This window comes from Bradyrhizobium yuanmingense, from assembly GCF_025200905.1.
In the GTDB taxonomy this organism is placed as follows: domain Bacteria; phylum Pseudomonadota; class Alphaproteobacteria; order Rhizobiales; family Xanthobacteraceae; genus Bradyrhizobium; species Bradyrhizobium yuanmingense.
Genome location: NZ_CP104173.1, coordinates 4038401 through 4052725, shown reverse-complemented (window position 1 = coordinate 4052725; position 14325 = coordinate 4038401). Strand labels below are relative to the sequence as shown.

Annotated in this window: 12 protein-coding genes; 4 read left to right on the top strand and 8 right to left on the bottom strand. The window is 65.9% G+C overall.

All coding sequences use genetic code 11. The features are described 5' to 3' along the window. Positions 1–55: 55 nt before the first annotated feature. Complete coding sequence (locus N2605_RS19025) at positions 56–1252, bottom strand: FAD-dependent monooxygenase (protein WP_225147193.1); 1197 nt, start codon at positions 1250–1252, stop codon at positions 56–58. Between the two features lie 147 nt (positions 1253–1399). On the opposite strand from N2605_RS19025, the gene N2605_RS19020 reads away from it, so the two are divergent. Continuing rightward, positions 1400–1876, top strand: coding sequence for a MarR family transcriptional regulator (locus N2605_RS19020; protein WP_050995948.1), 477 nt, complete (start codon positions 1400–1402; stop codon positions 1874–1876). On the opposite strand, the gene N2605_RS19015 is transcribed toward N2605_RS19020, so the two are convergent. The 3 genes from N2605_RS19015 to N2605_RS19005 form a co-directional block, all read right to left on the bottom strand. Beyond that, the gene (locus tag N2605_RS19015; RefSeq protein WP_260342058.1) at positions 1845–3101 is read right to left on the bottom strand and encodes an O-antigen ligase family protein; all 1257 of its coding nucleotides are present in this window, start codon (positions 3099–3101) and stop codon (positions 1845–1847) included. The two genes, N2605_RS19020 and N2605_RS19015, sit on opposite strands and share 32 nt — an antisense overlap. A 155-nt stretch (positions 3102–3256) precedes the next feature. Further along, positions 3257–4807: an undecaprenyl-phosphate glucose phosphotransferase gene (locus N2605_RS19010; RefSeq protein WP_225156950.1), complete on the bottom strand. Its 1551-nt coding sequence runs from the start codon at positions 4805–4807 to the stop codon at positions 3257–3259. A 118-nt stretch (positions 4808–4925) separates the two neighbouring features. Further along, positions 4926–6059, bottom strand: coding sequence for a glycosyltransferase family 4 protein (locus N2605_RS19005; protein ID WP_260342057.1), 1134 nt, complete (start codon positions 6057–6059; stop codon positions 4926–4928). Positions 6060–6261: 202 nt separating this feature from the next. Here N2605_RS19005 and N2605_RS19000 point away from each other — a divergent pair, with 202 nt between their 5' ends. After that, a complete protein-coding gene (locus N2605_RS19000) occupies positions 6262–8607 on the top strand; it encodes a GumC family protein (RefSeq protein ID WP_260342056.1) in 2346 nt (781 codons plus the stop codon). Positions 8608–8793: 186 nt separating this feature from the next. On the opposite strand, the gene N2605_RS18995 is transcribed toward N2605_RS19000, so the two are convergent. Beyond that, complete coding sequence (locus tag N2605_RS18995) at positions 8794–9975, bottom strand: GNAT family N-acetyltransferase (protein WP_225125141.1); 1182 nt, start codon at positions 9973–9975, stop codon at positions 8794–8796. 128 nt (positions 9976–10103) lie between these two features. Between N2605_RS18995 and N2605_RS18990 the strand changes: the two genes are divergently transcribed. Then, a complete protein-coding gene (locus N2605_RS18990; protein WP_225113083.1) occupies positions 10104–11150 on the top strand; it encodes a polysaccharide deacetylase family protein in 1047 nt (348 codons plus the stop codon). On the opposite strand, the gene N2605_RS18985 is transcribed toward N2605_RS18990, so the two are convergent. Further along, positions 11134–11355, bottom strand: coding sequence for a DUF2842 domain-containing protein (locus N2605_RS18985; RefSeq protein ID WP_036010340.1), 222 nt, complete (start codon positions 11353–11355; stop codon positions 11134–11136). The genes N2605_RS18990 and N2605_RS18985 overlap by 17 nt on opposite strands. 110 nt (positions 11356–11465) lie before the next feature. Between N2605_RS18985 and N2605_RS18980 the strand changes: the two genes are divergently transcribed. Then, positions 11466–12548 carry a COX15/CtaA family protein gene (locus tag N2605_RS18980; RefSeq protein ID WP_036025409.1) on the top strand — a complete coding sequence of 361 codons (1083 nt, stop codon included), beginning with the start codon at positions 11466–11468 and terminating at the stop codon, positions 12546–12548. Positions 12549–12567: 19 nt separating this feature from the next. On the opposite strand, the gene N2605_RS18975 is transcribed toward N2605_RS18980, so the two are convergent. Next, positions 12568–12912 carry a hypothetical protein gene (locus N2605_RS18975; RefSeq protein WP_260342055.1) on the bottom strand — a complete coding sequence of 115 codons (345 nt, stop codon included), beginning with the start codon at positions 12910–12912 and terminating at the stop codon, positions 12568–12570. Between the two features lie 106 nt (positions 12913–13018). Beyond that, complete coding sequence (locus N2605_RS18970) at positions 13019–14299, bottom strand: O-acetylhomoserine aminocarboxypropyltransferase (protein WP_036010324.1); 1281 nt, start codon at positions 14297–14299, stop codon at positions 13019–13021. Positions 14300–14325: the final 26 nt, after the last annotated feature.

The following is a 14325-nucleotide window of genomic DNA, read 5'->3' as shown; positions in this document are numbered from 1 at the left end:
CCATCTCTCGGTGGTGGGCACGCTGCGCTTTGCCCACCCTACGGCACCGTCTCTGTCACACCGCCCTGGCATCATACGCGTACATGAAGTCCATGCCCTTGGCACCCAGTGGCAGCAGCCATTTCAGCATCTGATTGCGCATCCAGGCGCCGGTGGCGCTGAACTCGCGCTTGTTGTTGCCGTTGCGGCGGGCGATCGCGACGATCTTCTCGGTGCGCGGGCGGCGCTCGGCCTCGAAGGCCTGGAAAGTGGCGCCGAGCTCCTGGCCCTCCTGCATCAGCCGAGCAAATCGCATCGCGTCCTCCAGCGCCAGCGAGGCGCCCTGGCCGGCGTGAGGGCTGGTCGCGTGCGCGGCATCGCCGATCAGAAGCGAACGCTTGCGCGACCAGGTCGGCAGGGTCGCGACGTCGAGCGTGTCGGTGACCACGATGTTCTCGGCCGTTTCGATGATGGCGGGGATCGGATCATGCCAGCCGTGATGGAAGCTGCGCAGATGCTGCTTCAGCGTCGCATGGTCGAGCGCGCGGAACGTCGCCACGTCCATGCCGTGCGCCGGCTGCGTGCTCCACCACATCACGCCGTCTTTTCGATCGGAGCTGCAATAGCCATAGCCGAAGAAGCCGCTCTGTCCGAAGGTCGTTTCGACGTGCTGGCCGATGGATCTGCCGTCGAGCACGGCATGCGGCACGAAGCCGCCGAAGCCGATCAGGCCGGTGTCGAACGGCTGCGGGCCGTCGGGCACGACCTGGCGGCGCACGACCGAGTGCACGCCGTCGGCGCCGATCAGGAAGTCGCCTTCGGCGGTGGTGCCGTCGGCGAAGTAGGCGATGATCGGCTGGTCGCCGCGATCCTCGATCTTGATCAGGCGTTTCTCGAAATAGAGCGAGACAGAGGCGCACCAGGCCTTGTCGATCAGGATCTCGTTCAGCGTGGCGCGCGCGATGTTGACGGCCGGCTGGCCGAAGCGCCGCGCCAGATCGCGGTTGATCGAGCCGAGCTTCTCGCCGCCCTGCGAATAGAAGTTGAAGGCTTCCGCGACCGAGCCGCGGTCGATCAGCTGCTTCGCCAGCCCGATCTCGTCCAGAACATGCATGCCGTTCGGTGCGATCTGCAGGCCGCCGCCGGTCCCTTTCGAATAGGGCCAGGCCTCGTAGATCGCGGATTCGATGCCGGCGCGGCGCAGCAGGATCGCGGCGACGGGGCCGGCGATGCCGGCGCCGATGATCAGCCCCTTGCGGGGACGGTGGGCCATGGCTTGCTCCCGACGTTTCCGTGGTGCTAGGAGAAATTACGGTCACTAATTATCTTAGTGACTAAGATATATATTGCCTAAGAGATGAGGTGGGCCTTGTCAAGGACGAAGGCGCGCGCTGCGCTGCTGCAGGAACTCGAGGACGCCATGCGCAGGTCCTCCGCGCAGGGCGTGCTCTACGGACAGACCGTTGCCAACGTTGCCGGAATTGCCAATTCCGATCTCGAATGCATGGACATCCTGTATCTCGAAGGCCGCGTCACGGCAGGGCGGCTCGCCGAGGTCACCGGCCTGACCACCGGTGCCATCACCGGTGTTGTCGACCGGCTCGAAAAGGCGGGCCTGGTGCGGCGCGAAAGAGACGAGAAGGATCGTCGCAAGGTCTTCATCACGGTCGTGCCGGAGGCGATCGCCGGCCTCGGCCAGTATTACGTGCCGATGCAGCAGGCGATGGAGAACGTCTGCAACGGCTATTCCGACGAGGAATTGCGGCTGCTGCTTCGCTTCTCCAATGAAGCATACAAGGGCACGCTCGCGGCGACCGAGGCACTGAAAGGTCTGCTCGACACGCCGCCCGAAAAGCGGCCGGATCTCAAGCTGAAGAAGCGTCCTCGCCGGACCTGAGCTTGTAGGCTTGCGCGGCTGCGATCATCCCCCACACTGCGCCCAGCATCATCCAGAAGTGCCGCCAGTGGTCGGTGTCGATCACGAAGCTTTCGCCGACGGTGCCGAGGAAGGCGGAAAAGATCGCGAGGTAGGCGCGCTGCCACGGCACACGGATGAAGACGTGGCGGAAACCCATGATGACGGTGGTGAAGACCAGCGCGGGATAGCACACGCCGGAGAGCCAGCCGCCGGACATGAAGGCGTTGAGGTAGGAGTTGTGGGTGTCCTCGGGGAAGTAGCGATTGAATTGCAGTGGACCGATGCCGAACGGCAGATCGAGCGCCATCTCCGCACCCAGGATGTGCCGGCCGAACCGGCCGAAGCGGCCTTCGTCATAGCTCTGGCCGAAGCTCGCGCGCTGCTTGAACATCTCCGCCGTGGAATCGAACGACAGCAGCACGACGATCAGCGCGAGGCCGAGCACCGCGGCGACGATCGCCATGATGACGATGCGCGAACGTTGCGCATTGGTGTGGCTGGTCAGCACCATCAGCGCCAGCATGAAGGCGGAGGTCAGCACCAGGCCGCCCCAGGCCGCACGCGAGAAGGCGAGCAGGATCGCCAGCGACATGATGCCGAAGGCGATGACGTTGCGGAATGCCTTGGCCAGTTTATCGGAGACCACGCTCTGAAGCGCGAACAGCGCCGGCAGGATCAGGTAGGCGCCGAGCACGTTCGGGTCCTTGAAGGTGCCGCGCGCGCGGCCGTAGAGCGTCAAGAGCTCGTTGCCGCCGGGAACCAGGTGGAAGTAGCCGGCGATCGCCAGCAGCGAGGCAATCATCGCGCCGACCACGAGGCCGCGGCGCAGCATGTCGAGCCGGGCCTCGGTGTCCTCGGAGATGACCATGGCGAAGAACAATACGGTCACCGCCATGTACCAGGAGGTCGCGATCCAGCTCACCACCTCCGTCCGCTCGTACAGCGGAATCGCGCTGATGGTGTAGCCGACATTGAGCAGGATCAGCATCAACAGCAGCGGCATCAGCACGAGACGCAGGCGCAGGCCGGTGGCGAAAAAGGTGACGGTCGCGAGCAGCGTCGCGATCTCGTAAGGGCTCGGCTCGATGAAGACGATGGCGCCAGAGGCGCCGACCAGCCACACCAGCGCGCGCTGCAACGCCAGCACGCCGGGCGCGGCCGTTGCGGCTGCGTTCACTCCACCGGCTGTCGCCGCATACGCCATCACACGCTCATACGCTTACGCAACTCATGCGCCACAACACAGCCGTCATCGCCCGGCTTGACCGGGCGATCCAGTACTCCGCGGCGCCTATCGTGGAAACCACTGGCGCTACGGAGTACTGGATGCCCCGCCTACGCGGGGCATGACAGAGAAACTCAATACGCGTTCTCGTTCTTGGTCAGCAGCGAGACCGGCGTCTTCAGGAGAATGACGAAGTCGAACAGCACCGACCAGTTCTCGATGTAATAGAGGTCGAACTCGACGCGCTTCTGGATCTTCTCTTCGTTGTCGATCTCGCCGCGCCAGCCGTTGATCTGGGCCCAACCGGTGATGCCCGGCTTGACGCGGTGGCGGGCGAAATAGCCGTCCACGGCTTCGTCGAACAGCCGGCTCTGCAGCTTGCCCTGCACCGCATGCGGGCGCGGGCCGACCAGCGACAGATTGCCTGAAAACACCACGTTGAAGAGCTGCGGCAGTTCGTCCAGGCTGGTCTTGCGGATGAAGCGGCCGACGCGGGTGACGCGCGGATCGTTCTTGGTCACCACCTTCGAGGCGGTCGGGTCGGCCTGATGGTGGTACATCGAGCGGAACTTGTAGACGTCGATGCGCTCGTTGTTGAAGCCGAACCGCTTCTGTCGGAACAGCACCGGGCCGGGGCTGTCGAGCTTCACCGCGAGCGCAACCAACGCCATCACCGGCAGGGCTGCGAGCAGCGCAAGGCTGCCGACAATACGGTCGAACAGCCATTTCATCACCAGGTCCCAATCGGTGATCGGCGCCTCGAACACGTCGAGCGTCGGCACCTCGCCGAGATAGGAATAGGAGCGAGGCCGGAAGCGCAGCTTGTTGGTGTGCGCGGAGAGGCGTATATCGACCGGCAGCACCCAGAGCTTCTTCAGCATCTCCAGGATGCGGGTCTCCGCCGAGATCGGCAGCGCGAACAGCACGAGGTCGACGCGGGTGCGGCGGGCGAACTCGACGATGTCGTCGACCTTGCCGAGCTTGCGCGCGCCGGCGCAGGTGTCGAGCGCGCGGCTGTCGTTGCGATCGTCGAACACGCCGAGCACGTGGATGTCGGAATCCTCCTGCGCCTTCAGCGCCTCGACCAGCTGCTCGCCGTTGCTGTCGGAGCCGACAATGATGGTGCGGCGGTCGAGCCGGCCCTGGCGCGCCCAGGCGCGGACCAGCGCGCGCAGCACCAGGCGCTCGGCAATCAACGCGGCGAGTCCGAGGAAGTAGAAGGCGGCGAGCCACAGCCGCGAGATTTCGCTGCCGAACTTGGCGAAGAAGGAGATGCCGATGAAGAGCAGGAAGACGAACGACCAGGACGAGATCATCCGCGTCATCTGCCGGAGCTGACCACGGAACAGCTGCACCTGGTAGATGTCGGCAGCCTGGAAGCAGACCACGGCGGCGATGGCGACGGCGATGACCTCGGCTGGATAGATCCAGCTGAACGCCCCCGCGAGCGGCATGACGTAGCCGAGATAGATTGCGATGCCGACGAGGCTCAGCAGCGCGAAATCGGCAAGGCGCACGAAGCCGGCGATCACGATCGGCGAATAGGCGCGGGCGACCTTCTGGTTGACGACGTCGAGCGCGGCAGGCGAGAGCCGGCGACGGCGCTCCACGAAGGGCTGGTCAGCAGGCTTTGCCGCAGCGCTGGCCGCGGCATCGAGCATCGAGCGTGCGTTGAGCGGTTCCACGGGCGTTCACGTCCATTCCAGAACCCGCGGCACGGCATTGCGCGCCCGGGCAAGCATACCCTGGCGCTTCGATTATCGAACAAATCGGAAGATTCTCTAAAGCTGGACTTAAGGATGGTTAATGATTGGCAAATGCGTCGCGATAGCCGGCGAGCACGCCCTCGACCATCGCGGCTTGCGAGAAGTGCGCCGAGATGCGCTCGCGCAAGGAAAGTGCGCGTTGCGCGGTGGCTTGCGGATCGTCCAGCGCTGCGGCGATCGCCTCCGCCATGGCCTCGGGATCGCTCGGGCCGAACAGTGCGGGGCTGTCGACGCCCAGGATCTCGGGAATGCCGCCGATCTTGGATGCGATCATCGGAATGCCCGCGGCCCCGGCCTCGATCACGACATAAGGCATGGAATCGCCGCGCGAGGGGACGACGAGCAGCCGCCCCTTGGAGAAGCCGTAGCGCGCCTTGACGTGACCGATGAAGCGGATGGCGTTCGCGAGGCCAAGCCGCTCGACCTGCGCCTTCAGCGCGGCCGTCTCCTCGCCGTCGCCGCCGAGCGTGAGCGTGACCTTCTTGCCGCCCTCGTGCAAGCGCGCCACGGCATCGACCAGCAGGTCGGCGCCCTTGATGTGCCTGAACTCGCCGACGTAGCAGAGGTCGGTCGCATCTTCGGCGGTTATGAGCGGCTCGAATTCCTCCGGCGTCACGCCGTTGAAGACGCAATGCACCACGCCCTTCGGCGTGCCGACGATACGCTGATAGGTGTCGCGCGCAAAGGCACTCTCGAACAGGAACAGGTCCGTGGAGTCCATCAGCGCGCGTTCGAGCCGCGCGTAGAACTCGCCTTTGAAGGTGTTGAGCGGATAATGCAGCGAGCCGCCATGCGGGGTGTAGATCCGGATCGTGTCGTCCGAGCGCCGCCGCATGCGGATGAAGGCACCGGCCTTGGCGCCGTGGCCGTGCAGCACGTCGGGCTTGAGCGTGGCGATGAGCCGCCGCATGCGGAGCCATACCAGGACGTCATCGGGCGACGGCTCGCGGCGGATCGCCATGCGGTGGACGCCGAGCTTCAGGCGCGGCGCAAGCTCGGTCAGCGCCTTGTCGGCGCGCTCGCCGCCGGTGAGGCTGTCGGCGAGGATGCCGACATGATGGCCGCGGTCAACCTGGCCGTTGGCGACGTCGAGGATGTGGCGGAAGATGCCGCCGACCGGAGCGCGCACGGCGTGAAGGATGCGAAGCGGCCGGTCGGGAGAGGGGGGCATGATCAAAACCAGCTCGACGGCGACTTGCCGAACAATTCTCACGAAATAATCGAGATGGATTAAGGGGCCTCGTGGTTAACAAACGGTGACGGGACGACGCGCGCAAGGCGCGTGTCGTCCCGATTAACCCAGCGGCAACCTTAATGGAGTGTAATCGCCCCGGTTGAGGTAGAGTCGCAGCATTGCCCTGCGGGAGTGTTCGATGCGTTTAGCGTTCTGGCGTGCCGGCAAGGACAAGGCTGTGATCGCGCGGGCCGTCGCGAAGTCCAAAGGCGAAGCTGCGCCCAAGAGCGAAGCGAAGGCTGAAAAGCGCGAAGCGGAAGCCGAAAAGATCGAAGCCAAGGTTGAGGCCAAGATCGAAGCGAAGCCCGAAGCGAAGCCCGCGCCCGTCATCGCCAAGCCTGGACAGGTCGAATCCGGCGACATCGACCTGCACGCGCTCGGTGCGGCCCTGGCGCGCAAGCGCGGCTGGGTCATCGTGCCGACGGTGCTGGCGCTCGTTGCCTCGCTCGCCATCGTCAATCTCGTCACGCCGCGCTACAAATCTGAAACCCGGATTCTGATCGACGGCCGCGAGAACGTGTTCCTGCGTCCGAACAGCGACCGCACCGAGGAGCGGCAGGCGCTCGATGCCGAGGCCGTCACCAGCCAGGTGCAACTGGTGCTGTCGCGCGATCTGGCGCGCGAGATCATCAAGAAGAACAAGCTCGCCGAGCGCCCCGAATTCGACCCGGTGCTGCAGGGCATCTCGCCGCTGAAGTCGCTTGCCGCGCTCGTCGGTATCGTCCGCGATCCGTTCGCGATGACGCCGGAAGAGCGCGTGCTCGATTCCTATTACGAGCGACTTTCGGCCTACGCCGTCGACAAGTCGCGCGTGATCGTGGTCGAATTCCAGTCCGCCGATCCCGAGCTCGCCGCGCGCGTCGCCAACTCGATCGCCGACGGCTATCTCGTGCTGCAGCAGGCCGCGCGCCAGGAGCAGGCCAAGAACGCCAGCCAATGGCTGGCCGGCGAGATCGAGAGTTTGCGCAAGAAGGTCTCGGACGCCGAGGCGCGGGTCGAGGACTTCCGTTCCAAGTCCAGCCTGTTCGTCGGAACCAACAACACCACGCTGTCGAACCAGCAGATGGGCGAGGTCAATACCCAGCTCAACAATGCGCGCTCGATGAAGGCGGATGCGGAATCCAAGGCACGGCTGATCAAGGAGATGCTCCAGAGCGGCAAGCCGATCGAGGCGTCCGAGGTCGTGAACTCCGAATTGATGCGCCGGCTGTCGGAGCAGAGGGTGACGCTGCGGGCGCAGCTCGCCGAGCAATCGTCGACGCTGCTCGGCAATCATCCCCGGATCAAGGAGCTGAAGGCTCAGCTCGGCGACCTCGACAATCAGATTCGAGACGAAGCCGCCAAGATATCGCGCTCGCTCGAGAACGACGCCCGGATCGCCAGCGGTCGGGTCGATGGCCTCACCGTGAGCCTCGAGCAGCTCAAGAAGCAGGCGGCCTCCACCAACGGCCAGGACGTCCAGCTCCGTGCGCTGGAGCGCGAGGCCAAGGCGCAGCGCGATCTGCTCGAGACCTATCTCGCCAAGTACCGCGAGGCCAACACCCGCGAGACCATCGACACCGCGCCGACTGACGGCCGCATCATCTCGCGCGCCATCGTCTCGAACACGCCGGCCTATCCGAAGAAGCTGCCGATCGTGCTGATCGCAACGATCGCAACGCTGCTGCTCTCGTCCGGCGTCGTCGTCACCGGCGAGCTGCTGCGCCAGACCGCGCCGGGCGCGGCAATGGGCTCCGCGCAGACGCCGGTGCGCCGGGAGCCGCTGGTCGTTCAGCGGGCCATCGAGCCCGTGGTCGACAGGGGCGGCGAACCAATGCTCGATCCGGTGTTGGCGGAGCCCGCGCCGCTGCAGCCGGAGATGGCGGCCGATTTGGATACGAGTGAATTCGCCGAGATCGAGCGTCTGGCCGACGATCTGCGTGCCGCGGGCGCTGCGGCCAAGAAGGTTACGGTGCTCGGCACGGCGCCGGGCGACGCCATCACGCTGTCGACGCTGACGCTGGCGCGGAACCTGGCGCGCGATGCACGCGTCGTCGTGGTCGATCTCGCCGCCTCCTCGCCGACCATTGCCGCAGTCTCCGCCGATGCGCAGGCTCCCGGCCTTGCCGAGCTGATGCAGGGCGAGGCCTCGTTCGCGCAAGTCATCACCCGGGACAAGCTGTCGCGGCTGCATCTGGTGATGGCCGGCCGTCCCGGCTTCGACCGCAGCCTGCTGCAGTCGCCGCGCGTCGCACTCGCGATCGACGCGCTGCTGCGGGCTTACGACCACGTGCTGATCGATGCCGGCAGCGCCTCCGACCTTCCGGCCGAGCTGCTCACCGCGCATGCCCGCGCCGTCGTGGTGCCCGACGCCGCGATGGCAGCGGATGCGCGCGCGCAGATGTGCGAGCAGCTGCGAGCCGTCGGCTTCAGCGCGGTGGCGATGCTGAGCAAGCCGGTGCAGCCGTCCGATGCCGCCGAGACGCCGCGCGTGGTGGCGGCGTAGGCTTTCTTACCCTCTCCCCTTGTGGGAGAGGGTGGCTCGCCGCGTTAGCGGCGAGACGGGTGAGGGGTATCTCTCCGCGAGTTCACCTTTCCATTCGAGCTCGCGGAGGCATACCCCTCATCCGGCGCTTCGCGCCACCTTCTCCCACAAGGGGAGAAGGGAAGACAGCCGTGCAAGTGGAAAGAGCTACCCGAACGCCTGCCGCAGCCGGCGGGCCATGTCGAACAGCATCTGGTTCTGCTTCACCAGCCGCTTGCCGTGGCTGAGCGAGGACATCGCCATGGCCGCGAGCTTGCCGCGCGAGGTCAGGGGGACGAAGCTGTCGAAGATCGCCTCGTCGTCCTTGCAGAACATCCGCTTGTAATCGTCCGAGCCGATGCCGAGGTCGAGCGAGCGGTAGCCGCGTTCGCCGTAGCGGTCGATGATATAGCGCATCAGGATCAGGCCGGGGCTGTAGCGGGCGTGCTCGGACATCGTGTAGGTGTTGAACATCATCGAGAAGCGCTCGCCGTCGGCGACGCCGGCGAAGATCGCGATCACCTCCTCGTCGCATTCCAGCGCATGGATGTCGATGACATGACCTTCGCCGCGCGGCGCGAGGCAGGCGCTGCGGACGAACTGCTCGACGCCGGGTTCGGCGAAGACGTTCGGCAGCTTCTGCTCCGCCATCCGCGCCGGCTTGACACGGAAGAACCAGTCGAGCAGGCGGATGATGTCTGCGTCCGACGTCGCCAGGTGATAGCGGTAGCCGGCGAGGGACTGAAGCTTCTTCTCCTTGCTCTTGAGGCGGCGGCGGAGGGAATTGCTGATCCGCGAGGCCGGCGGGCCGCCCGGCTCCATCACCAGTCGCGGGCAACCGTTGATCGGGCGCTGCCGCGGCAGGGCTGCAAACGGGTTTTGCTGGTCGTGCCAGCGCTCGGGCTGCTGTGTCAGTGCGAGCACGTCGGCGTGCTCGCCGAGCGGCGCAAGCAGTGCATCGAGATCGGCGCTGGCGGCCTCTGCTGCGAACTCGGCGTTCCACAGGCCCATGTTGAAGGTGGTGTGCTTGCCGCCCATGAAGCCGGCGGTGCGCACGCCGTGGCCCTGCCGCAGCGAGAGCGGCAGCAGCAGGAGCGGGCGCCGATCGGCGTCGCGGGCGATCACAATGAACGGCCGGGCACCTTCACGGGCGCCGACCAGCCGCTGCCACGGATCGAGCAGGTCGAAGCGCTGGTAGGGCGTGAAGAGATGGCCGCTCGCCTCGAAGCCGCGCCAGACCGCCTCGGCCTCGGCGAGATCCGTGACGATCTCCACTCGCGCGATACGGCTCGCTCTCGACCGCGCTGGCGCTTCTGCCGTCCGGCTTTGCATCGCCGCAGCCATGGTCATTCGCGAAACCTGTCGAGAAATCGAAAATACGTATTTCGGCCCGTGGCCGACCTTTGCAAACAAAGGTCAACAAAGGGTAATGACTGGGGCGAGGGAACTGACCGCCGGCGCGCGCGAAGGGTGGGATTTTGGCTTCCGACGACAGATGGTTGGAACGGCTGCGCCTCGAGCTGGCCTGGTTCACCGGCCAGGCCATGCTGCGCAGTCGCGGTGCCGGCGCCATCCTGCGTTTCCGCTACGTGCGGCCTCGGCGGCGCGGATTTCAGCCGCTGCGCGAGCACGAGATCACGCCGCAATTCCTCGATCGCGCCATCCGCGCGCTGAAGCGGTGGAACTACGATTTTCTCGGCATGGACGAGGTCTGCCGGCGCGCGGTGATGCTGCCGGAGAAGCGTCGCTTCGTGGCGCTGACCTTCGATGGCGCCGGCAAGGATCTCATCACCTTCGCCTATCCGGTGCTGGCGCGTCACGCCGTGCCTTTTACGATCTATGTGCCGACCGCTTTTCCCGACGGCGTCGGCGAGGCCTGGTGGCTCGCCCTGGAGCAGGTGATCGCGCGCGAGAGCCGCATCGACCTGATGATGGGCGACAAGGAGCAGCGCTTCACGGTCGCCGACAAGGCCGGGAAGCAGGCGCTGTTCTCGCATCTGGAGAGCTGGCTGCGCTCGCTGCCGCCGGCGGATCTGTCGGCCGCGATCGCCGATCTCTGTACGCGCTACCGGATCGACCTCGCCGCGCTCTCGCGCGAGGCGTCGATGGATTGGGAGGACCTCGCCAGGCTCGCCGGCGATCCGCTCGTGACGATCGGCAGCGCAACGGTGAACTATCCGATGCTGGCCAACATGAAGGACGCGGCCGCACTGCGCGAGATGACGATGGGCAAGGCCGTGGCGGAATCGGCTTTCAACCGCGAGATCAGGCATTTCGCCTATCCGTTCGGCGACCGCGCTTCGTTCCGGCGCAGCCACGTCGTGATGGCGGAGCAGGCGGGCTTCGCCAGCGCGGCCTCGACGATCCCGGGCATCGTGGAGGCGGAGGGACGGACGAACTTGCGCGCGCTGCCGCGGATCTCCTGGGACGGGCGGGTGCGCTCGCTGCGGATGCTGCGCGTGCTGGTGTCGGGCGCCGCTTTTGCGCCGGTGCGGCCGACCGGGAGCGCTACGAGCCAGACCTGAGGCGATCGGGCCGCTGCATCCAGCTCACGATCGGCATCGCCGGCAGCACCCAGCCCATGCCGACCACGACGTAGTAGATCGCCTGCCGCCAGCCGGATTCGGCGATCCACGGCATCTGCGCCGCCGCCATGCCGAGCAGGGCCCAAACGGTGGCCAGCACCAGGAGCAGGATGGCGCCGAGGAACTTGCGGGTGCGGATCGTCATGGCGGGAACTTTAAGGCTTTCGCGTTACTTGCGCTGCGGGAGCGGGGGACTATAAGGGGCACTCAACCGGGTTCAAGTCTCTTCGCCACAGGCTTGGTTTTGTCCTTGAAATGACGACGAATTCCGCCCCATCCGAGCCGCATCGCGCCGTGCGCTGGTGGCTGATCTGTGTGGCCGCGCTGATCGCACTGATGGTGCTGGTTGGCGGTGCGACACGGCTGACGGAATCGGGCCTATCGATCGTCGAATGGAAGCCGGTCACGGGCAGTGTTCCGCCGCTGTCGGAAGCGGCATGGGCCGAGGCGTTCGAGGCCTACAAGAAGATCCCGCAATATCGCGAGCTGAATTCAGGCATGAGCCTGTCCGAGTTCAAGACGATCTTCTGGTGGGAGTGGAGCCACCGGCTGCTCGGCCGCTTCATCGGCGTCGCCTATCTGCTGCCGTTCCTGTTCTTCCTCTGGCGCGGCGGACTGTCGGGTGAGCTGAAGCGCAGGCTGTGGCTGCTGTTTGCGCTCGGCGGCCTCCAGGGGGCGGTCGGCTGGTGGATGGTGGCCTCGGGCCTGACGGAACGCACCGAGGTGTCGCAATATCGGCTGGCGACGCATCTTTCGCTCGCGCTCCTGATTTTCGCGGGGATCGTCTGGACGGTGCGGCGGCTCGAGCAGCGGCCGCAGATCGCGGCGCCGGCTCGGCTGCGGTTCACGAGCGCGGTGCTGCTCGCGGTGACCTTCGTGCAGATCTATTTCGGTGCGCTGGTCGCGGGCTTGCGTGCCGGGCGGGCCTACAACACCTGGCCTGAGATCGATGGGGCGCTCATCCCCTCGGCGGAACGGCTGTGGTTCGAGACGCCGTGGTGGCGCAACATGTTCGACAATGTGCTGACGGTGCAGTTCGAGCACCGCATGACCGCCTACGTGTTGATCGTGCTGGCGCTGCTGCATGCGATCGACGCGGTGCGCTCGCGTGCAGGTGCGGCCGCGAGCGGCGCGTTGTGGCTGTTCGCAGCGGTGAGCGTGCAGGCGGTGCTCGGCATCCTCACGCTGCTCAACCAGGTGCCGATCGATCTCGCGCTGACCCACCAGGCGGTTGCGATCGTGGTGTTGACGCTGGCAGTGATGCAGGTGGAGCGGCTGGCGTCACGGCAGTCTGCGCAGGCGCAGCCGCGCGCGGTCCCCGTGGGTCAGCCCGGCTGATCACCATCAGCCCGGCTGATCAGCAATAGCTGTAGACACCGCACGCGTAGGGCAGGCGCCAGAAATAATCGACCTGTTTCCCGCCGTAATAGGCGCCCTGATAATCGTAGCTCCAGGGGCGGCCGTAATAGCCAGGCAAGGTGTGGGAGCCCGGCAGCAGCGGCGTGCCCGGCAGGTTGCGGATGTAGCTGCCGATGCCGTAGGCCGGCGAGATCAGCGCATCCGGATCGGTTTCGACATAGACCTGAGGTGGGTCCTGCGGCGGCCCGGCCGCGCGCCGCTTCGGCGTCGCCGGCAGATCGGCCGCAATGGCCGCCGAGGCCGTTAGCATCACAGCCAGAGCGGGCACCATCCAGCGCAGCATCGTCAGCTCCGAATCAAAGGGGCGATCCAAGCACGATGTATGAGGCAGATATGGTTAATGAGGGTTAACCGACGGCGGCCAAAACGGCCGCCGTCGTTCCCAGGCGCTACGTCCCCAGCGCCTGTTCCAGATCCGCGATCAGGTCTTCCTTGTCCTCGATACCGACCGAGATCCGGACCACGTCCGGGCCGGCGCCGGACTTGATCTTGGCGGCGTCGTCGAGCTGGCTGTGCGTGGTCGAGGCCGGATGGATCACCAGCGAGCGGGTGTCGCCGACATTGGCGAGGTGCGAGAACAACTGCAGCTTCGACACCAGGCTGACGCCGGCGTCATAGCCGCCCTTCAGGCTGAAGGTGAACACCGCGCCGGCGCCCTTTGGTGCGTATTTGCGCGCGAGCTGATTGTACTTGTCGCTCGGCAGCCCGGCATAGCTCACCGAGGCCACCGCCGGATGTCCCGCGAGGTATTCGGCAACGGCTTTGGCATTGTCGCAGTGCTTCTGCATGCGCAGCGGCAGAGTCTCGATGCCGGTCAGGATCATGAAGGCGTTGAACGGCGACAACGCCGGTCCGAGGTCGCGCAGGCCCAGCACGCGGCAGGCGATCGCGAAGGCGAAATTGCCGAAGGTCTCCTGCAGCCGGATGCCGTGATATTCCGGGCGCGGCTCCGAGAGCATGGGGTACTTGCCGCCCGTGGACCAGTCGAAGGTGCCGGCATCGACGATGATGCCGCCGAGCGAGTTGCCGTGGCCGCCCAGGAATTTCGTCAGCGAGTGCACGACGATGTCAGCGCCGTGGTCGATCGGACGGATCAGATAGGGCGAAGCCAGCGTGTTGTCGACGATCAGCGGCACGCCCGCCTTGCGCGCCACGGTCGAGATCGCCTCGATGTCGGTGATGCTGCCGGCGGGGTTGGCGATGGACTCGATGAAGATCGCTTTCGTGCGCGGCGTCACCGCACGCTCGAAGCTCGCGATATCGTCGGGATCGGCCCACACCACGTTCCAGCCAAAGCTCTTGAAGGCGTGCGTGAACTGGTTGATCGAGCCGCCATAGAGCTTTCGCGCGGCGATGAATTCGTCGCCGGGTTGAAGCAGCTGCTGCAGCACCACGACCTGCGCGGCATGGCCGGAAGCGACCGCGAGCGCGGCCGTGCCGCCTTCGAGTGCGGCGACGCGCTCTTCCAGCACCGCATTGGTGGGATTGCCGATGCGGGTATAGATGTTGCCGAACGCCTGCAGGCCGAACAGCGAGGCGGCGTGATCGGCATCGTTGAAGACGAAAGAGGTCGTTTGATAAATCGGAGTCGCGCGCGCGCCGGTGGTGGGGTCGGGCTGTGCACCGGCATGCACGGCGAGCGTTGAAAATCCCGGAAGGCGATCGCTCATTTGGGCGTCCTGTTCTTGTGGCCTGA